General features: G+C 67.5%; 14 protein-coding genes and 1 tRNA gene. 8 read left to right on the forward strand and 7 right to left on the reverse strand.

The features are described 5' to 3' along the window. Positions 1 to 219: 219 nt before the first annotated feature. The 4 genes from ybaK to ABE454_RS12945 form a co-directional block, all read right to left on the reverse strand. Positions 220 to 693 carry a Cys-tRNA(Pro) deacylase gene (gene ybaK / locus ABE454_RS12930; protein ID WP_346532264.1) on the reverse strand — a complete coding sequence of 158 codons (474 nt, stop codon included), beginning with the start codon at positions 691 to 693 and terminating at the stop codon, positions 220 to 222. Positions 694 to 695: 2 nt separating this feature from the next. Further along, complete coding sequence (locus tag ABE454_RS12935; RefSeq protein WP_346532265.1) at positions 696 to 3,545, reverse strand: ATP-dependent DNA helicase; 2,850 nt, start codon at positions 3,543 to 3,545, stop codon at positions 696 to 698. Positions 3,546 to 3,713: 168 nt separating this feature from the next. Then, positions 3,714 to 3,887 (reverse strand): DUF1328 domain-containing protein, encoded by a 174-nt coding sequence (locus ABE454_RS12940; RefSeq protein WP_346532267.1) that lies wholly within the window; start codon positions 3,885 to 3,887, stop codon positions 3,714 to 3,716. Between the two features lie 94 nt (positions 3,888 to 3,981). Next, a complete protein-coding gene (locus tag ABE454_RS12945; protein ID WP_346532269.1) occupies positions 3,982 to 4,470 on the reverse strand; it encodes an Lrp/AsnC family transcriptional regulator in 489 nt (162 codons plus the stop codon). Between the two features lie 148 nt (positions 4,471 to 4,618). Here ABE454_RS12945 and ABE454_RS12950 point away from each other — a divergent pair, with 148 nt between their 5' ends. From ABE454_RS12950 to ABE454_RS12970, 5 genes are all read left to right on the forward strand, one after another. Then, positions 4,619 to 5,848, forward strand: a complete 1,230-nt coding sequence (locus tag ABE454_RS12950; protein ID WP_346532270.1) for a 3-methyl-2-oxobutanoate dehydrogenase (2-methylpropanoyl-transferring) subunit alpha — start codon at positions 4,619 to 4,621, stop codon at positions 5,846 to 5,848. 3 nt (positions 5,849 to 5,851) lie between these two features. Beyond that, the gene (locus ABE454_RS12955) at positions 5,852 to 6,955 is read left to right on the forward strand and encodes an alpha-ketoacid dehydrogenase subunit beta (protein ID WP_430826325.1); all 1,104 of its coding nucleotides are present in this window, start codon (positions 5,852 to 5,854) and stop codon (positions 6,953 to 6,955) included. 1 nt (position 6,956) lies between these two features. Further along, complete coding sequence (locus ABE454_RS12960) at positions 6,957 to 8,609, forward strand: 2-oxo acid dehydrogenase subunit E2 (protein WP_346532271.1); 1,653 nt, start codon at positions 6,957 to 6,959, stop codon at positions 8,607 to 8,609. Continuing rightward, positions 8,609 to 10,006 (forward strand): dihydrolipoyl dehydrogenase, encoded by a 1,398-nt coding sequence (gene lpdA / locus ABE454_RS12965; RefSeq protein WP_346532273.1) that lies wholly within the window; start codon positions 8,609 to 8,611, stop codon positions 10,004 to 10,006. The genes ABE454_RS12960 and lpdA overlap by 1 nt, the downstream gene beginning before the upstream one ends. A 1,068-nt stretch (positions 10,007 to 11,074) precedes the next feature. Beyond that, complete coding sequence (locus ABE454_RS12970) at positions 11,075 to 11,431, forward strand: hypothetical protein (protein ID WP_346532274.1); 357 nt, start codon at positions 11,075 to 11,077, stop codon at positions 11,429 to 11,431. A gap of 3 nt (positions 11,432 to 11,434) precedes the next feature. On the opposite strand, the gene ABE454_RS12975 is transcribed toward ABE454_RS12970, so the two are convergent. After that, on the reverse strand, positions 11,435 to 11,770 hold the full coding sequence (locus ABE454_RS12975; protein ID WP_346532276.1) for a GIY-YIG nuclease family protein: 336 nt from the start codon (positions 11,768 to 11,770) through the stop codon (positions 11,435 to 11,437). 325 nt (positions 11,771 to 12,095) lie between these two features. Between ABE454_RS12975 and ABE454_RS12980 the strand changes: the two genes are divergently transcribed. Beyond that, entirely contained in the window at positions 12,096 to 12,809 is a 714-nt protein-coding gene (locus ABE454_RS12980; protein ID WP_346532277.1) for a hypothetical protein, read from the forward strand. Positions 12,810 to 12,814: 5 nt separating this feature from the next. Here ABE454_RS12980 and clpB read toward each other — a convergent pair whose 3' ends face one another. Then, the gene (clpB, locus tag ABE454_RS12985; protein ID WP_346532278.1) at positions 12,815 to 15,403 is read right to left on the reverse strand and encodes an ATP-dependent chaperone ClpB; all 2,589 of its coding nucleotides are present in this window, start codon (positions 15,401 to 15,403) and stop codon (positions 12,815 to 12,817) included. A gap of 154 nt (positions 15,404 to 15,557) precedes the next feature. Here clpB and ABE454_RS12990 point away from each other — a divergent pair, with 154 nt between their 5' ends. Together ABE454_RS12990 and ABE454_RS12995 are read left to right on the forward strand one after the other, a co-directional pair. Further along, positions 15,558 to 17,468, forward strand: coding sequence for a BCCT family transporter (locus ABE454_RS12990; RefSeq protein ID WP_346532279.1), 1,911 nt, complete (start codon positions 15,558 to 15,560; stop codon positions 17,466 to 17,468). A gap of 205 nt (positions 17,469 to 17,673) precedes the next feature. Further along, positions 17,674 to 19,326, forward strand: coding sequence for a serine hydrolase (locus ABE454_RS12995; protein WP_346532280.1), 1,653 nt, complete (start codon positions 17,674 to 17,676; stop codon positions 19,324 to 19,326). Between the two features lie 50 nt (positions 19,327 to 19,376). Here ABE454_RS12995 and ABE454_RS13000 read toward each other — a convergent pair. Further along, positions 19,377 to 19,453 (reverse strand) — tRNA-Arg (locus ABE454_RS13000). Positions 19,454 to 19,503 lie beyond the last annotated feature (50 nt).

Consider the following 19,503-nt stretch of genomic DNA (forward strand, 5'->3'; position numbering starts at 1 on the left):
GAAGAGGGCTTGAGCGCACGAGAGCGTAGCGATCGTTCTGGCGCGACCCGAAGGGCGGCGCGTAGCAGCCAAAGGGTGAAGGGCTTGTCTTGTCAGTCGGCGTAAGCCGTGGCGTGACGGCCTTCGGCCGACTTCATCCGCGAACCCTCACCCTTTCGCCTTAGCCAATCGCCTTCGGCTCTTGGAGGCTCAAGCCCTCTCCCATCAGGAGAGGGAAAACTACGCCGTCAGGTCAGCCCACGTCGCCGTGCAGGCGCGGGCCGCTTCGTCCGGCGCCAGTTCCAGCAGCAGGCCGCGCTGGCCGCCGTTGATCAGCACGCGATCGAACAGGATCGCTGTCTCGTCGATGAAGGTCGGGACGGCCTTGCGCTGGCCGAAGGGGCTGACGCCGCCGACCTTGAAGCCGGTCAGGCGTTCGGCGTCGGCGGGCTTCATCATCTGGGCCGACTTGCCTCCGGCGGCGGCCGCCAGCTTCTTCATGCTGACCTCGCAGTCGGAGGGCAGGATAACGCACACCGGCTTGCCGTCCACCAACGTCATCAGCGTCTTGAACAGCTGTTCGGGCGCGACGCCCAGAGCCTCGGCCGCCTGAAGACCCACGCGCGCCGCGTCGGGGTCGTAGTCATAGGGGCGCAACTCAAAATCGACGCCGGCCTTGCTCAGGGCGACGGTGGCGGGGGTGGTTCTGGACATGGTCAGCCGGTCTGCTCCGACAGGAAGCCCTTGGTCAACTCCACCGTCTCAGCCAGCCCAAGTCGCAGCACCTCCGTCCCCGGCGGCAGGGCGGCGAACAGGCGGGTCGGACAGGCGGCGTCCAGCATGACGAAGACGCCCCGGTCGTCGGCGCGGCGGATCAGGCGGCCGAACGCCTGAGCGATCCGCCCGCGCGCCAAAGCATCATCCCACGAACGTCCGCCCGAACCCGTGCCGAACCGCTCGCGCCGCGCCTTGTGCAGCAGGTCCGGACGCGACCACGGCACCCGGTCAAAGGCCAGCACGCGCAAGGACCGCCCCGGCACGTCCACCCCGTCCCTGACCGCATCGGTGCCTAGCAGGCAGCTGTCGCGCTCGGCCCGGAAGACGTCGACCAGAGCCCCGACCTCCAGCGGATCGACGTGCTGGGCGTAGAGCGGCAGGCCCGCCCGGGCCAGCTCCGGCCCCAGCCGCTCATAGACCGCCTTCAGCCGCCGGATGGCCGTGAAAAGCCCCAGACCTCCGCCGCCCGCCGCCAGAAACAGTTCGCGCATGGCCGCCGCGATCTGGCGCGGGTCGTCCTTGACCAGATCATTGACGACGATGACCCGGCTGTTGGCGGCATAGTCGAAGGGGCTGTCCACCTTCAGCGTCCGCGCCGGTTCGATCAGGCGCGCGGCGCCGGTGCGCATCCGGGCCAGGTCGAAGGGGTCTTCCGCCGCCGGGTCGGTCAGGGTGGCCGATGTCACCAGCACCCCGTGCGACGGCATGACCACGGCGGCCTCCAGCGGCACGGTCGGATCGATCCAGTGACGGCGTAGGGCCACGTCGTGGATACGGCCGAAAGCCGCTTCCGCCGAAAGCCAGTCGACGAAGTCGGGATCGGGTTCGTCGCCCCCCTCCTCTAGCCCCGCCAGCATGGAGCGCCAGCCGGGCAGGGTCATGCGCGCGCGCCGGTCCAGCCCGCGCAGCGAGCCCTCGATGCGGGCGCGCGCGGCGCCGTCCAGTTCGGCCGCTTCCTCGTCGAGGATGTCTTCAAGATGGCGTGACAGGGCCAGCAAGGGCGCCTCGACGGCGGCGATGGCGCGGGCGGCCTCGCGCGCGGCTTCCAGCACCGGCTCGGCGACGGGATGCAGGGCGCATTCGAGACCGAACTCGGCGCCGCCGGTCTCGGCCGCGCGCGCGCGCAGCTGCTCCAGCGCCGCCACCAGAAACCGCTCGATCGGACCGATGGGGTTCACTTCGCCGGACGCCGGGGCGATGCGGCCTGACACCCCTTCGCCCGGCAGTTGGGCGGCGGCCTGAAGGGCGTCCTTCAAAGCCTTGGCGGCGGCTTCGTTGTCGGCGGTCAGGTCGCCCAGACGCTGCTCCAGCCCGCGCCCGCGACGGCCGCGCCCCTCCGGTCCGCGGATCCAGCGGCGCAACTCGGCCGCCTCCTGTCCCGACAGGCAGGCGGAGAAGGCGCTGTCGGCCGCGTCGAACAGGTGGTGGCCCTCGTCGAAGACGATGCGCTTCAGCGCCGCCGTCTCACCGTCCTGTTTCAGGCCGCGGGCGGTGCGGGCGCCGTCGAAGGCGGCCTGGGTCATCACCAGTGCATGATTGGCCACCACCAGATCGGCCCGGCGGCTGGCGCGGATGGTCTTTTCGACAAAGCACAGGCGATAGTGGGGGCAGGCGGCGTGGACGCACTCGCCGCGCCGGTCGACCAGATTGGCCGGGCCCGCCTGATGCATGGGCGCGGTCGCATAGAGGCCGGACAGCCAGCCCGGATAGTCGCCGCCGGTCATGTCGCCGTCGCGGGTATGGGCGGCCCAGCGCGCGGCCAGCGCCATGCCGATCAGGTCGCCGTTCCCCAGCTGCGCCGCCTGCACCATGTCCTGAAGATTGAGCAGGCACAGGTAGTTCTCGCGCCCCTTACGCACCACCGTCTTGCGGCGACGCTCGGCCTCATCGGGCCACAGGGCGCGGCTCTCGCGGTCGATCTGGCGTTGCAGGGCGCGGGTGTAAGTCGAGATCCATGCCGCCCCGGCGTTCCGCTCGGCCCACAGGCTGGCGGGCGCCAGATAGCCCAGGGTCTTGCCCGTGCCGGTCCCCGCCTCAGCCAGCAGGACGCGCGGGCGGCCTTCTTCATTGCGGGGCGAGAAGGCGTAGGCGGCTTCGGCGGCGTAGTCAGACTGGGCGGGCCGCGTCTCGTCCAGACCCGAGGCCTGAAGCAGCTTGTCCAGACGGATGCGGGCGCTCTCGGAATCGACGGGGGCGGACCCGGCCTCGCCGCGCGGCGCCTCGTCCTCCCACTCCTGCAGACGCGCCCAGACGTCGAGGCCTGAGCCGCGCTGCTGGCGCTCGCGCAACGGCCCTGCGCGCAGGGCCTGAAGCACCCGCGACGCCCAGCCCCAGCCCGCCCGTTCCAGCGTCAGGGCCAGCGTATAGGCCTCCTCCCGCCCCGGATAGGCGGACGCGGCCAGTTCGGCCAGCAGATCGGCGGCGGCGGCGCGCAAGGCGGCGGCCTGGGCCTCGGCCCCCCTCGGCTCCTCGCGCCCCAGCGCCAACGCCAGCCCCGTGGCCGACGGGGCGCAGAACCGCGCCGGGCGCACGAAGGCGAACAGCTCCAGCGCATCCAGCATCTCGGCCGAGCGCGGCGGCGGCGCCAGACCCAGCCGCCGCGCCGTCAGCCCGGCATGGGCGACGATGACGTCGCCGCCGGTGAACAGCCCTTCGGCGGCGCCGCGTCCGATCTTCCTTGCGCCCTGATCGTCGCACACGGCCCCCGCTCCCGGCGGCGTGGCCAGCGCGGGCGGCAGGTCAAACGTCAGGGACGACGCGGTCTGGATGTCGGCGGATTCGACGGTCACCCTCGCTCAATAGCGTTGAAGGCGACGAAACGGAACGGGAACATGGGCGCGACAAGCGTTACACCTGCGCCGGGCCGGTCCCGGACAAGACTTCGGCGGGACTGTTTCCAGCCCCGCCGCGATCCTCGCACAGGCGAGGCAGGCTTCAAGTCCCGGCGTTTGAGCGCCTCAGGTGACCTTCTTGGCCACGGTCACGCCCAGCACCAGGAAGATCACGAAGACGATCAGCGCCAGGATGGCCAGGAATTTGGCGATGCCCGCCGCTGCGCCCGCGATCCCGCCGAACCCCAGCAGACCGGCCACAATGGCGATGACGGCGAAAATGAGCGCCCACTTCAGCATATCGGAACCTCCACTTTATCGATGCAGGCCCAACGACCCGCGCGAAACAGTGGTTCCCCGATTTCCGCGACCGGCGCCCGTCTTCGCGACCGCCTCAGCCGACGTGGGGGGTGATGATGCCCAGCGGCAGGGTCGTCACATTCTTCACGCCGCGCGTAACAATATGGCTCTCGCAATTCGAGACGATGCCCAGCGTCAGCAGCTTGTCGCGCAGGAACTGGTCAAAGGCGTGCATGTCGGTGGTGATGATGCGCAGGACATAGTCTTCGCGGCCGGTTATGGTGGCGCACTGCACCACTTCGGGCCAGCCTTCGACGGCTTCTTCGAAGATCTGCAGGTTGTCGCGGGTCGGCAGGCTCAGCTTGACGATGGCGTAGACTTCAAAGTCCAGACCCAGAAGCGCGGCGTCCAGCAGGGTGACGCGCTTGCGTATCAGACCGCTATCCTCCAGTCTCTTGATCCGTCGCCAGCACGGCGAGGCTGAAAGTCCGACACGATCGGCGACCTCAGCGACGGACAGGCCCGCGTCCTGTTGCAGAATGTCGAGGATGCGCGCGTCGATGGGATCGAGGTCGTCGGCCAAAGGCTTTCTCCAAAATAGCTTTACGCGCAATAAAATACCCCAAAACAGCATTTGGCAAGGGTATTTTTAGGAGAGCCAACAATCATACGCCATGCTATGCCCTCATCCATAAGGAAACGCGGCCGGTTCAACCGGACGGGAGGCATTGATGAAGAATACCCCGACGCTGTCGCTGCGCGTGCCGGAACCTTCGGGTCGGCCGGGCGACACGCCTGATTTCAGCCATCTGAAACTGGACGCTCCCGGTGCGGTCGACCGCCCGGAAGTCAGTGCGGCGCCTGCCGAAATGCGCGATCACGCCTTCCGCCTGATCCGCGTGCTGGACGATGAAGGCCGGGCCGTCGGCCCGTGGGATCCCAAGCTGGACCCTGAGACCCTGCGTCGCGGCCTGAAGGCCATGATCCTGACGCGCGCCTTCGACGACCGGATGCACCGCGCCCACCGTCAGGGCAAGACCAGCTTCTATATGAAGTGCACCGGCGAAGAGGCCATCGCGGTCGCCCAGGGCATGATCCTGAGCCGCGAGGACATGGGCTTCCCCACCTATCGCCAGCAGGGCCTGCTGATCGCGCGCGACTATCCGCTCGCGACCATGATGAACCAGATCTATTCGAACGCCGAAGACCCCATCAAGGGCCGCCAGCTGCCGATCATGTATTCGGCCAAGGACTACGGATTCTTCACCATCTCGGGCAATCTGGGCACGCAGTATGTTCAGGCCGTGGGCTGGGGCATGGCCTCGGCCATCCGCGGCGACGACAAGATCGCCATCACCTGGATCGGCGACGGCTCGACGGCCGAAAGCGACTTCCACTCGGCCCTGACCTTCGCCGCCGTCTATCGCGCGCCGGTCATCCTGAACATCGTCAACAACCAGTGGGCCATCAGCTCCTTCCAGGGCATCGCCGGGGGACTGGACACCACCTTCGCGTCCAAGGGCATCGGCTACGGCCTGCCCGCCCTGCGCGTCGACGGCAACGACTTCCTGGCCGTCTGGGCCGCGACCCAGTGGGCCGAGGAACGCGCGCGCACCAATCAGGGCGCGACGATCATCGAACTGTTCACCTATCGCGGCGCCCCGCACTCTACCTCGGACGACCCCAGCCGCTATCGCCCCGGCGACGAGCATGAAAAGTGGCCGCTGGGCGATCCGATCGCCCGCCTGAAGCAGCACCTGATCGCTATCGGCGAATGGTCCGACGAACAGCAGGAAGAGGCCGAAAAGGAAGCGGTCGAAAAGGTCCGCGCCGCCGCCAAGGAATCCGAGGCCATCGGCACCCTGGGCCAGTCGCGCCCCAGCGTGAAGACCATGTTCGAGGAGGTCTATGCGACTGAGGACTGGCGTCTGGTCGAACAGCGCCGCGAAGTAGGAGTCTGAGTGATGGCCGAGATCAACGACAAGATTGAAGCCGACATGGTCGACCAGAAGGACGCCCCGGCGTCGGTCGCCCCGGACGGCCCCGCCGTCGCCGCGATGAACATGATCCAGGCCCTGAACTCGGCCCTGGACGTCAAGATGGCCGAAGACCCCACCGTCGTTTCCTACGGCGAGGACGCGGGCTATTTCGGCGGCGTCTTCCGCGTCACCGACCATCTGCAGAAGAAGCACGGCCTGAGCCGCAGCTTCGACGCCCCGATCTCGGAAACCGGCATCGTCGGCACCGCCATCGGCATGGCCGCCTATGGCCTGCGCCCGGTCGTCGAGATCCAGTTCGCCGATTACATCTATCCGGCCTACGACCAGATCGTCTCCGAAGCGGCCAAGATGCGCTATCGCTCGGGCGGCCAGTTCACCTCCTCGATGGTGATCCGCAGCCCCTACGGCGGCGGCATCTTCGGCGGCCAGACGCACAGCCAGTCGCCGGAAAGCCTGTTCACCCACATCGCCGGTCTGAAGGTGGTGATCCCGTCCAATCCCTATGACGCCAAGGGCCTGTTGCTGGCGGCGATCGAGGACGACGATCCGGTCATCTTCTTCGAGCCCAAGCGCCTGTACAACGGCCCCTTCGACGGCTGGCACGAAAAGCCGGTCAGCCCGTGGAAGGCGCAGGAACTGGCCCAGGTCCCGACCGGCAAATACGTCGAGCCGATCGGCAAGGCCCGCGTGATGAAGGAAGGTTCCGACGTCACCATCCTGGCCTATGGCACCATGGTCTGGGTCGCGCTGGCGGGCGCCGAACATGCGGGCGTGGACGCCGAGGTCATCGACCTGCGGACGCTCGTGCCGCTGGACATCGAGGCCATCGAGGCTTCGGTCAAGAAGACCGGCCGCTGCGTCATCGTGCACGAGGCGCCGAAAACCTCGGGCTTCGGCGGCGAACTGAGCGCTCTGGTTCAGGAGCGCTGCTTCTATCACCTGGAGGCGCCGGTGGCGCGCGTGACCGGCTGGGACACGCCCTATCCGCACGCCTTTGAATGGGAATATTTCCCCGGACCGCAGCGGGTCGCCGACGCGCTGAAAGCCGTCATGACGGGAGGTCGCTAAGATGGGTCGTTTTGTTTTCAAGCTTCCTGACGTCGGCGAAGGCACCGCCGAAGCCGAGCTCGTAGGCTGGCACGTCAAGGTCGGCGATACGGTCGCTGAGGATCAGATCGTCGCCGACGTCATGACCGACAAGGCCACGGTCGAACTGACCAGCCCGGTCGCGGGCGTCGTCACCGCCCTGCACGGCGAGCCCGGTCAGATGATGGCCGTGCGCGGCCCGCTGGCAGAGTTCGAGGTCGAGGGCGAAGGCAACGCCGCCGCCGATGAACCGGCCCCCGCGCCCGTCGCCGCGGCCCCTGAGCCCGCTCCGGTCGCCGTCGAAGCGCCGAAAGCTGAAACCGCTCCCGTTTCCCCTGCGCCGGGCGGCGCCGCGAACCACGTCTTCAAACTGCCCGACGTGGGCGAAGGCACGGCCGAGGCCGAACTGGTCGGCTGGCACGTCAAGGTCGGCGACGCGGTTCAGGAAGACCAGATCCTGGCCGAGGTCATGACCGACAAGGCGACGGTCGAACTGACCAGCCCGGTCTCAGGCGTCGTCGTCGCCCTGCACGGCGAAGCCGGTCAGCAGATCGCCGTCGGCGGCCCGCTGGTCAGCTTCAAGGTCGAGGGCAAGGGCAATGTCGCCGAAGCTCCGGCCGCTGCTCCGGCGCCCGCCGCCAAGGCCGAGAAGGCTGCGCCGGCGCCTGTCGCCGCACCGGCCGCCAAACCGGCGGCTGCGCCCAAGGCCGACGCCAAGCCCGTTCCGGCCCTGACCGGCCGCCAGCCGGGCGAGCGCCCCCTGGCTTCCCCCGCCGTGCGCAACCGCGCGCGCGATCTGGGCATCGATCTGGTCTTCGTGCCGGGCAGCGGCCCTGCCGGCCGCATCGAGCACGCCGATCTGGACGCCTTCGTCGCCCGCGGGGGCACGTTCGCCCCGGCTGCGGCCTCGGGCGGTTCGCTCTACGCCAAGGCCGAGGGAGCCAACGAAGTCCGCATCATCGGCCTGCGCCGCAAGATCGCGGAGAAGATGGCCGAAAGCGTGCGTCGCATCCCGCACATCACCTATGTCGAGGACATCGACATGACGGCGGTGGAAGAACTGCGCGCCCACCTGAACGCCCAGAACAAGGGCACCGGCCGCGCCAAGCTGAACGTCCTGCCCTTCATCGCCCGCGCCATCGTCGTGGCCCTGAAGGACCAGCCGAACATCAACGCCACCTACGACGACGAGGCGGGCGTGCTGACCCAGCACAACGCCGTCCATCTGGGCATCGCCGCCCAGACGCCGAACGGCCTGATGGTCCCGGTCGTCCGCCACGCCGAGGCGCGCGACGCCTATGATACGGCCGAAGAGATCGCCCGCGTCTCGGGCGCCGCCAAGGACGGCAGCGCCAAGCGCGAGGAGCTGTCCGGCTCGACCATCACCATCACCTCGCTGGGCACGCTCGGCGGCGTGGTGCACACGCCGATCATCAACCACCCCGAAGTCGCCATCGTCGGTCCGAACAAGATCGAAGAGCGCGTCGTGGTGCGGAACGGCCAGATGGTCGTGCGCAAGATGATGAACCTGTCCTCCAGCTTCGATCACCGCATCGTCGACGGCCACGATGCGGCGGTCTTCGTGCAGAAGATCAAAAACCTGCTGGAGAACCCGGCCACGCTCTGGATGAACTGATGACCCAGACCCTCAAGACCAAAGTCCTGATCATCGGCGCCGGGACCGGCGGCTATGTGGCGGGGATCCGTTGCGGCCAGCTGGGGCTGGAGACCGTGCTGGTGGACGCCTCGCCGGGCCTCGGCGGCACCTGCCTGAACGTCGGCTGTATCCCGTCCAAGGCCATCATCCACGCGGCGGGTAAGTTTGAGACGGTGGCCAAGGCCGCCGGCGACGGCACGCTGGGCATCACCGCCTCCACCCCGGCCATCGACCTGTCGAAGACGGTCGAGTGGAAGGACGGCGTGGTCAAGAAGCTGAACGCCGGCGTCGCCGCCCTGCTGAAGAAGGCCAAGGTCAAGGTCATCAAGGGCTGGGCCGAGTTCTCGGACGCCAAGACCTGCACGGTGAAAACCGACGACGGCGACATCCGCATCACCGCCGAACACGTCATCCTGGCCACAGGATCCGAACCGGTCGAACTGCCCTTCCTGCCCTTCGGCGGCGACGTGATCTCGTCCACCGAGGCCCTGAGCCTGCCGGAAGTGCCGAAGAAGCTGGTCGTCGTCGGCGGCGGCTACATCGGCCTGGAGCTGGGCATCGCCTTCCGCAAGCTGGGCGCCGAAGTCGCCATCGTCGAGATGGCCGAGCGCATCCTGCCGCTCTACGACAAGGCCCTGACCGACCCGGTCGCCAAATGGCTGGAGAAGCACGGCGTGCAGTTGCTGCTCGGCGCCCGCGCCGGCGGCTTCGGAGACGGCAAGCTGAACGTCACCGACAAGGACGGCAATCCGATGCAGCTGGACGCCGACAAGGTGCTGGTCACCGTCGGCCGCCGCGCACGGACCAAGGGCTGGGGCCTGGAGAACATGGGCGTGGCCATGAACGGACCGTTCGTGAAGATCGACGAGCGCTGCGCCACCAGCATGAAGAACGTCTGGGCCATCGGCGACCTGACCGGCGAACCCATGCTGGCGCACAAGGGCTCGGCCCAGGGCGAGGTCGTGGCCGAGATCATCGCCGGACATGATCGCGTCTTCGATCCGACCACCATCGCCGCCGTCTGCTTCACCGAGCCGGAGATCGTCTCGGCCGGTCTGGGCGTCGACGACGTCAAGGGCCGCGACGACGTGATCCAGGCGGTCTTCCCCTTCGCCGCCATCGGCCGCGCCCTGGCCATCGAAGCGGGCGAAGACGGCGGTTTCGTCCGCGTCATCGCCTCCAAGGCGGACCACCGCCTGCTGGGGATTCAGGCCGTCGGCCAGCATGTGTCGGAACTGTCCAACAGCTTCGCCCAGATGCTGGAGATGGGCGCTGTGCTGGAAGACGTGGCTGGAACCATCCACGTCCACCCGACGCTGGGCGAAGCCTTCCACGAGGCGTCCCTGCGCGCCCTGGGCCACGCCATTCATATCTAAGCGCGCTATGCTCGGGTCGCGGACCCTCGCGACTTGAGCGCAGTCGAGCAGGCCGCGATCGTCGGCCCTTCGGGGCCTCCCGACCCGACGCGGCCTGAGCATCCTTCTCCCCTTGTGGGAGAAGATGGCCCGTCAGGGCCGGATGAGGGGTCTCTCCGAAGCTGGATGAAGGCCGGGGATTTGAGGTCGCGAAACCCCTCATCCGACCTCGCTCCGCTCGCCCACCGTCTCCCACAAGGGGAGAAGGAACAGCTTTACCCGCCTCGGCGTGACCGGGCGGCGGAAGGGCTGGGCGGGGCGCCGGGGCTTCGCCCGGAGAAGATGTGATTTACCGTTTCGACGAAGGCCGACGCCCCGCGCGAAGAGTTGGACATGAGCTCGGGGCAGGCGCCGTTGTTCGCGGCTACCCCCGGCGCCCATGACGGGCAGGCCGCGCGACGACGCGGTCCTGGGACGGTCCGAGTAACCCCCTCGACCCTGGCCGGAACCTCTCTGGCGGACGGGTCGAACGCCCCGTCTCCAGGCCCCGTCGGCTCCGCGTCCTGATGTCTGCGGCCTGTCGCGCTTGCGCGCGGCGTGAGGCCGCGGAAGGACGTTGGAGGCGTTCGCCTCGTTCCGCCGCCCGCAGGACATCCTGAACCGCCCGCCCGAACCGTCGCCGCCTTCCGCTGGGGTTCCCCTTGCCCGGCGCGCGCGATGGGAGGCCGACGGTCCGACACGGACCCCGTTCTCTCCGCTCCCGCCGCCGCTTCGGTTCGCCGGCCGAGCGAGCCCTCCCCTGCGACGGGACGAGGGGCAGGATGCGGCAGGCGGGAGGTGGGACGAGGAGATGAGGACGAGCGGGGCGCGGAGGCGGGAAATCGCTGGAGTTGCGAGACCTTGATGTGAAGGCGCGCGCCTTTTTCTTCTCCCCTTGCGGAAGAAGGCAGCCGAGTGGAGCAGGTCGGATGAGGGGTGGCGGGACGTTCGAAGCGGGGCCTCTCGTCAGACGGCGGAGGGCCCCCTCATCCGAGCCCTTCGGGCCCACGGCCGACGAAAGACCGACCCTTGCGCAAACGGGAGGCTTCGATGAGCGCGCAGACCCACTACCTGGCCGTCTTCACCAGCGACAAGACCGGCCCCAGATCGCGGGCCCGGCGCGCCATGAGCGAGGCCGAGCAGGCCGAGACGGCCCGTCTCGGCGTCGCCGCCGTCGCCGAATGGGAAGAGGCGCACCGCGACTCCATCGTCTTTCAGGGCGGCCCGCTGGGCCCGACCAAACGCATCGACGACGACGGCGCCGTGACCGACGTGGTCAACCTGCTGACCGTCTTCATGGTCGTGCGCGCCGACAGCCACGAGGCGGCGGCCCGCCTGTTCGAGAACCACCCGCACATGAACCCCTTCCCCTGCGACGGGGTGGAGGTGATGCCGGTGCTGGGGTGAGGCTCAGTGGGCGCCCGGCGGCGGGGTCCAGTTCGGATCGGGAAACCAGTCGGCCGCGAGGTCGCGCCAGTCCGGGTTGTCCTTCTCGATAAGGGCCAGTTTCCAGTCGCGCAGCCATTTCTTGATCCGCCGCTCGCGCCGGATCGCATCAAGCATCAGGGCGTGTTGCTCGAACCAGACCAGACGGGTGCAGTCATAGGCGTCGGTGAAGCCGGGAAAGGCGCGCGTCCTGTGCTTCCACACGCGGCTTTCCAGATTGGAGGTCGAGCCGGCGTAGAGCGTCCCGTTGCGCCCGCTGGCCATGATGTAGGTCGCGATGAAGGTGCGATGGGTCGCCATCCGCACAAGCTATGCCGCTCCCCCTCTTTCGTCATCCTCCGGGCCGCGCGCAGCGCGGAACCGGGGGACCCAGCGGCGCCGAAGGCGATCTTAGCGCGGCCGCCGAGCGTGGCTCTTTCGCGCTCCCGCGCGCCGCTGGGTCCCCCGGTCTGCGCCGCTGACGCGGCTTGCCGGAGGATGACGGAAGATAAACAGTGGGAATCGCAAATTATCAAACGAGCCAATCCTGAAAATGAATCATCAAAATGATATCCGCTTGCTCGTCTTCGTAAGACCTTCCAAAAATCAACCGGCGTCAGCTCTCGGAAAGAGGATGCACGCCTTCTTGAAGACCGGAGAGGGAACTGAGAGCCTTGATGACAAAGCTTTCTCCACCCTCCACGGCACCGGACAAATTGCCGATTATTTGCTTTGGAACAGGCAGTTCATTGCGGAAATGAAATCGGTCAATGGCTATCCAGTGCAACGCATTGAACGTCTAATCGACGATGAAACGCGAAAAGAACCTCGAATGTTCGTTTTTGGTGAGGTCGCTATCCAAAAAATTTTATCGTCTAGAAGCAATGGGACCGAAATCAACAGAATGATGGTCAACATAGGGGGCCGGCCCATCAGAAAATTGCTCCAACAAGCTAACCCTCAGATCACTGACACCCGCACCAAACTGGCGCTGCCCGGAGCAGCTGGTCTCGCGATCATTATGATCGATAAACCCCAGAAAATTGAAGCTGGCGTGGCTGCCTATGCTGTTCGAGAAGCTTTAAGGGCAGCAAAACCCCGCCTCGATGAGATCGATTTCGTATGGGTTTCAATCGAGGCCCATACGGTGCGTTTACCAGATGGTCGCACGGGTTTTCCAGAACTAGGAATTTGGAGAGCAAACCGGCGACCAGATACTGACCGTGCCATGATAGGCCAAATGTTTGACGCTTGGGCTGCTTTCAACGGCACTGAAATGGAACACCTTGATCACACTTCGAGTTGGGACACGCTCACTCCCATCGGGGATGGGTGGCCGTTGAAGCTAGACCTACATTGATAAACTCAATGCACCCGCGCCTTCCCGATCTCCAGCCCGTCGGCGCCCGCTGACACCGCCACCACGGACCCATCCTCGATCTCGCCGGCCAGCAGTTTCCTGGCCATCGGGTCGACCAGCTCCTTCTGGATGACGCGTTTCAGCGGCCTTGCGCCGTACACCGGATCGTAGCCCTTGTCGGCGAGCCAGGTCAGGGCGCTGTCGTCCAGGGCCAGGGTCAGGCGGCGGTCGGCCATCAGCTTTTCCAGACGCGCCAGCTGGATGCGAACGATGCCGCCCATCTGTTCGCGGCCGAGGCGGTGGAACAGGATGATCTCGTCGATGCGGTTCAGGAACTCGGGCCGGAAGTGGGCGCGGACCTGCTCCATGACCAGGGGGCGAACGGCCTCGACGTCCTCGCCCTCGGGCTGGTCGGCCAGATACTGGCTGCCCAGGTTGGAGGTCATGATGATCAGGGTGTTCTTGAAGTCGATGGTGCGGCCCTGACCGTCGGTCAGGCGGCCGTCGTCCAGCACCTGAAGCAGGACGTTGAAGACATCAGGGTGGGCCTTCTCGACCTCGTCGAACAGCACGACCTGATAGGGGCGGCGACGCACCGCCTCGGTCAGGGCGCCGCCCTCGTCATAGCCGACATAGCCCGGAGGGGCGCCGATCAGGCGGCTGACCGAGTGCTTCTCCATGTATTCGCTCATGTCGATGCGGGTGATGGCGTTGTCGTCGTCGAACAGATAGCCGGCCAGCGCCTTGGTCAGCTCGGTCTTGCCCACGCCCGTCGGGCCCAAGAAGAGGAAGCTGCCCAGCGGCTTGTTGGGGTCGTTCAGGCCGGCGCGAGCGCGGCGGACAGCGTCGGAGACGGCGGCCAGGGCCTCGTCCTGACCGACCACGCGGCGGCCCAGTTCGTCCTCCATCTTGAGCAGCTTCTCGCGCTCGCCCTCCAGCATCTTGTCGACGGGCACGCCGGTCCAGCGGCTGACGACAGCGGCGATCTGTTCGGCGTCGACGACCTCGGGCGTCAGGGGGCCTTCCGCCGGTTTCTCGGCGGCTTCGGCCTCGGCCAGCTGGCGTTCCAGCTGCGGGATCTGGCCGTAGGCGATCTCGGACGCGCGGCCCAGATCACCGGCGCGCTGGGCGGCGGCCAGTTCGGCGCGCAGGCGGTCAAGGGTCTCGCGCAGTTGGGCGCCTTGACCGACCTTGTCCTTTTCCGACTTCCAGCGGGCGGTCATGTCGTCGGACTGGCCTTCGAGGTCGGCGATCTCGTCCTCCAGCTTTTCGAGACGTTGGCGCGAGGCGCTGTCGTCTTCCTTCTTCAGGGCCTCCCGCTCGATCTTGAGCTGGACCAGACGGCGATCGATCTCGTCCAGCGCCTCGGGTTTGGAGTCGACGGCCATGCGCACGCGCGACGCGGCCTCGTCGATCAGGTCGATGGCCTTGTCGGGCAGGAAGCGGTCGGTGATGTAGCGGTTCGACAGGGTGGCCGCCGCGACGATGGCGCTGTCGCTGATGCGCACCCCGTGGTGGACCTCGTACTTCTCCTTCAGGCCGCGCAGGATGGAGACGGTGTCCTCGACAGTCGGTTCGGAGACGAAGACCGGCTGGAAGCGACGTGCCAGGGCCGCGTCCTTCTCGACGTGCTTGCGGTATTCATCCAGCGTGGTGGCGCCGACGCAGTGCAACTCGCCGCGCGCCAGCGCAGGCTTCAGCAGGTTGGAGGCGTCCATCGCCCCGTCGCCCTTGCCCGCGCCGACCAGGGTGTGCATTTCGTCGATGAAGAGGACGATCTGGCCCTCGGCGGCGGCGACCTCGTTCAGCACGGCCTTGAGACGTTCCTCGAACTCGCCGCGGTATTTGGCGCCCGCGATCAAGGCGCCCATGTCCAGCGACAGGACCTTCTTGTCCTTCAGGCTTTCGGGCACGTCGCCGTTGACGATGCGCAGGGCCAGCCCCTCGACGATGGCGGTCTTGCCGACGCCGGGTTCGCCGATCAGGACGGGGTTGTTCTTGGTGCGACGGGCCAGCACCTGAATGGTGCGGCGGATCTCCTCGTCGCGGCCGATGACGGGGTCGACCTTGCCGTCGCGCGCGGCCTCGGTCAGGTCGCGGGCATAGCGTTTCAGGGCGTCGAAGCTGTCCTCGGCGCCTGCGCTGTCGGCGGTCTTGCCCTTGCGGATTTCAGCCACGGCGTCGTCCAGCTTTTTAGCCGTAACGCCGGCGGACTTCAGCGCCTCGGCGGCCGCGCCGCCTTCCCTGGCGATGGCCGCCAGCAGGCGTTCGGTGGTGACGAAGGCGTCGCCCGCCTTTTTCGCGGCCTCCTCGGCGGCGCTGAAGACGCGGGCCGTGTCGCCGTCCAGATAGAGCTGGCCCGAGCCGCCCTCGACCTGAGGCCGTTTCTTCAGCAGGCCCTCGGTCACAAGTTCGACGGCGGACGGATCGCCCCCCGCCTGATCGATCAGTTTGCGGGCCAGACCGTCGCGTTCCTCGAGCAATACCTTGAGCAGGTGTTCGGGCGCGAACTGCTGGTGGCGGCGGGCGAGCGCCAGCGACTGGGCGGACTGGACGGCCTGTTTGGCGCGGTCGGAATAGAGGTCGAGATTCATATCGTTCGTTTTCCCCTCGGGAGGCGGATTTGAACTCAATGCGCCCTTATAAAAAGCGACGCCTTGAGCTGTCGCAAAGGAGGTGGGTGTGGCCGTGACGACACGCAAGGGCTTTAGGCGGGAACCTTAAGCGTCGCCGTGCGGTTAGGACCCCATGCTGACCACCAAAATGAACCCCCGTGTCTTCTGGGGAGCAAGCGCCATCGCGGGCGGGCTGTTGCTGCTCGCCCTGTTGGCGCCCGCCACGTCCGGCCTGCTGTTCGGACGCGCTCAGGCCTGGGTGATCGACACCTTCGGCTGGTTCTATGTGGCGTCCGTGGCGGGGTTCCTGCTGTTCGTGGCCGTGCTGGCCATAGGGCCGACAGGGCGGTTGAAGCTGGGGCCAGATGAGGCGGAGCCGGACTTCCCCTATGTCTCATGGCTGGCGATGCTGTTCGCGGCGGGCATGGGCATCGGCCTGATGTATTTCGCCGTCGCCGAGCCGGTCCAGCACTACATCGCCCCGCCCGAGGCCCAGCCTGGCACCATCAAGGCCGCGCGCGAGGCCATGGTCATCACCTATACCCACTGGGGCGTCCACGCCTGGGCCATCTATGCCGTGGTGGGTCTCAGCCTGGCCTATTTCGCGCACAGGAAGGGCCTGCCCCTGACCATGCGGTCCAGCCTCTATCCCCTGCTGGGCAAGCGGGTGAACGGCTGGCTGGGCGACGCCGTCGACATCTTCGCCATCTGCGGCACCCTGTTCGGCATCGCCACCTCGCTGGGGCTGGGCGTGGCTCAGATGAACTCGGGGCTGAACTACGTCTTCGGCGTGCCCAGCAATGTCGTCATGCAGGTGGCTCTGATCGCCGTGGTCATGGGAGCGGCGACGATCTCGGTGCTGACAGGCGTGGACAAGGGCGTCAGGCGGCTGTCAGAGCTGAACCTGGTGCTGGCCGTCTGCCTAATGCTGTTCGTGCTGATCGCGGGGCCGACGCTGTTCCTGCTGCGGGCCTATGTGCAGAATTTCGGCCTCTATCTGGATCATTTCTTCGTCCGCACCTTCACCCTCTACGCCTATGAGCCGCGCGCGTGGATGGCGGACTGGACGCTGTTCTACTGGGCCTGGTGGATCGCATGGTCGCCGTTCGTCGGCATGTTCATCGCCCGCATCTCGCGCGGGCGCACCGTGCGTGAGTTCCTGATCGGCGTACTGCTGGTGCCGTCAGGTTTCACCTTCCTGTGGATGACCGTCTTCGGCAATACGGCCATGAGCTTCGACATGGCGCAGGCGGCGGGCGCCATCTCCGACGCCGTGCAGGCGGACCTGTCCACCGCCCTGTTCCGGTTCCTGGAGTATCTGCCGGGAACGGCCGTCACCTCGACCCTGGCCATCGCCCTGGTGGCCGTCTTCTTCGTGACCTCAGCGGATTCAGGTTCGCTGGTCATCGACACCCTGGCGTCCGGCGGGGCCGAGGACACGCCGCGCTGGCAGCGTATCTACTGGTGCGTGCTGCAGGGACTGGCGGCGGCCCTGCTGCTGCTGGCGGGGGGCCTCGGCGCCCTGCAGGCGGCGACGCTGGTGGCGGCCCTGCCGTTCGCCGTCATCATGATCCTGGCCTGTCTGGGTCTGGCCCGTCAGATGGGCGCCGACCTGAGAGGCGAGGCCGTCGAGACCGAGGCCGCCCCGCTGCGCGAACAGCTGAAGCGCATCCTGGCGCCAGCCAGCCGCCGCGACATCGACCGCCAGATCGCCCGCCACGGCGCCCCGGCGCTGGAAGAGGTGCGCGCCGCCGTCGCCGCCGAGGGGCTCGAAAACAGCGAGGTTCAGAGCGACGACAACGGCGTCTGGCTGCGGGTCGAACACGCCAATGGGCGGGACTTCCTGTATCGCCTCGGCGCCCGCTCACGCCCCCGTCCGGCCCTAACCGCGCTGGAGGCGCCCGAGAGCCGCCGCGCGCTGGAATGGCGTCTCAGCGCCGTCACCGGCGACGGCGCCCGCCCGCGCGATGTCACCGGCTTCACCCGCGCCCAGATCGTCGCCGACGTTCTGGAGCATCTGCAAAGGTGGCGGCTGGCGGCGTAGCGCCCCGCCACCCCGGCCGGAGCGCAGCGCAGAGCCGGGACCGCCCAGAGCTCGACCCTCGGCGTTTTCGTCGGTCCCCGATAGCGGCTGCGCCCCTTCCGGGATGACGGGAAGGGGTGACGCGCGTCATGCGTAAGGACATCGCCCCTTGGCCCGGCGGAGCGGCAGCGTTAGCGTCGCCGTTCAGTCTTCGGGAGCCTCGCCCATGTCCATCCGCCTGTCGCGCCGCGCGGCGCTGATCTCTTCCGCCGTCGCCGTTTCGGGCGCCGCCCTGCCCGGCCTGGCGCTGGCGCAGACCCGCCCGGACACCCGCACCGACGCCGAGATCGCCGTCGCCGCTGACGCTTGGGTGCAGCGCTGCATGGCCGCCTGGCCGGACCAGCCCGCCGTGTCCCTGGCGCTGGTGCGCGACGGCAAGACGGTGCTGGCCAAGGGTTATGGCGTATGCCGTCAGGGCAAAAATGAACCGGCCGACGAACACACCCTGTTCGCTATCGCGTCGAACTCCAAGAACGTCACCGCCGCCTGCCTGGCCATTCTGGTCGATGAGGGCAAGGTGAAGTGGGACGAGCCGATCCGCACCTATCTGCCCGGCTTCACCCTGTCGGACCCGATGGTGGGCGAGCGGATCACAGTGCGCGACACCCTGAGCCACCGCGCCGGTTTCGGCCTGGGCGCCGGCGACCTGCTGTTCTGGCCCAACAGCGACCGGACGCGGGCGCAGGTGCTGGCGCAGGCCGCCTTCGTGCCGATCGAGGGCGGCTTCCGCGAGGGCTACAACTACTGCAACCTGATGTTCGTGGTGGCGGGCGCCGTGATCGAAAAGGTCTCCGGCCTGTCGTGGGAGGACTTCGTCCAGACCCGCATCTTCGACCGCGTGGGCATGAGCGAGAGCGTGCCGCTGGCCCGTCTGGCCGATCCGGCCAAGTCCGCCCTGCCGCACGCCCGCGTCGGCCCTCCCCTGCGCCTTCAGGGCCCGATGACGCAGATCGCCGCCTCCATCGCCGAAGTCTGGAACTGGGATTCCGCAGCGGCGGCGGGCGGCATCTGCGCCAGCGCGACCGACTGGGCCAAATGGATCGCCGTGCGCCTGAACGACGGCAAGCTGGCCGACGGCTCGCGCCTGTTCTCCGAAGCCGCCGCGCGCGAGATGTTGAAGCCCAACATCATCGTGTCTTCGTCCAACGGACCGACGGCGCAACTGCCCAACCGGGCCGTGGCCTCGACCTACGCCATGGGACTGCAGGTGCAGGACTATCGCGGCGAGCGACTGGTGACGCACGGCGGCGGCTCGCCGGGCGGCATTTCCTCGACCGTCATGATCCCCGGACGCAAGATCGGCTTCTCGGTCTTCACCAACGCCGAAGAAAGCTTCCTGCTGCGCGCCCTGCGCTCGGGCCTGTCCGACATCGCCATGAACCAGGTCGACGTCGACTGGATCGCGGACTCACGCCGCATCGAGGCTGAAGGGACCGCCAAATCGCTGAAGGCCGCCGCTGAGATCGATGCGAAACAGGCGGCGGGCGCGGCGCCGTCCCTGCCGCTGGAAGCCTATGCCGGAACCTGGCGCGATCCGTGGTACGGCGACATCGTCATCGAGCCGAAGACCGAAGGCCGGGGCCGCAGCCGCAAAACCGGCCTGTGGCTGCGCTTCACCCACACCCCGGCGCTGCAGGGCTGGCTGGAGCCCTATGACGGCGAGACCTTCCGCACCCGCTTCCCCGACAAGCGCGAGGAAGACGCCTTCGTCACCTTCAACATCGCCACGGCCAAGCCCGCGACCGCCACGCTCAAGGGCGTCTCGCCGGATATCGACTTCAGCTACGACTATCAGGATCTGCGCCTGACGCGGGTGTGAGCCTTCACAACCGCCTGAAGCAGGCCTTCTCGGTTGATTTCAAAGGGTGATGGCGACCCCGCCAGGACTCCAACCTGGGACCTCGGCTTTAGGAAAGCCTTGCTCTATGCAGCTGAGCTACGGGGCCACGAGGGTCTGCCTAAAGGAGGTTTTCGCCGCAGGGAAGACCCCGGCGAA

Origin of the sequence: Brevundimonas diminuta, from assembly GCF_039673845.1 — a bacterium.
Lineage (GTDB): Bacteria > Pseudomonadota > Alphaproteobacteria > Caulobacterales > Caulobacteraceae > Brevundimonas > Brevundimonas diminuta_E.

Excerpts from the sequence above, each read along its gene's own strand:
- clpB (WP_346532278.1), bottom strand. The coding sequence starts at position 15,403 with ATGAATCTCGACCTCTATTCCGACCGCGCCAAACAGGCCGTCCAGTCC.
- ABE454_RS12995 (WP_346532280.1), top strand. The coding sequence starts at position 17,674 with ATGTCCATCCGCCTGTCGCGCCGCGCGGCGCTGATCTCTTCCGCCGTC.
- ybaK (WP_346532264.1), bottom strand. The coding sequence starts at position 693 with ATGTCCAGAACCACCCCCGCCACCGTCGCCCTGAGCAAGGCCGGCGTC.
- ABE454_RS12990 (WP_346532279.1), top strand. The coding sequence starts at position 15,558 with ATGCTGACCACCAAAATGAACCCCCGTGTCTTCTGGGGAGCAAGCGCC.
- ABE454_RS12975 (WP_346532276.1), bottom strand. The coding sequence starts at position 11,770 with ATGGCGACCCATCGCACCTTCATCGCGACCTACATCATGGCCAGCGGG.
- ABE454_RS12970 (WP_346532274.1), top strand. The coding sequence starts at position 11,075 with ATGAGCGCGCAGACCCACTACCTGGCCGTCTTCACCAGCGACAAGACC.
- ABE454_RS12955 (WP_430826325.1), top strand. The coding sequence starts at position 5,852 with ATGGCCGAGATCAACGACAAGATTGAAGCCGACATGGTCGACCAGAAG.
- ABE454_RS12940 (WP_346532267.1), bottom strand. The coding sequence starts at position 3,887 with ATGCTGAAGTGGGCGCTCATTTTCGCCGTCATCGCCATTGTGGCCGGT.
- ABE454_RS12950 (WP_346532270.1), top strand. The coding sequence starts at position 4,619 with ATGAAGAATACCCCGACGCTGTCGCTGCGCGTGCCGGAACCTTCGGGT.
- lpdA (WP_346532273.1), top strand. The coding sequence starts at position 8,609 with ATGACCCAGACCCTCAAGACCAAAGTCCTGATCATCGGCGCCGGGACC.
- ABE454_RS12960 (WP_346532271.1), top strand. The coding sequence starts at position 6,957 with ATGGGTCGTTTTGTTTTCAAGCTTCCTGACGTCGGCGAAGGCACCGCC.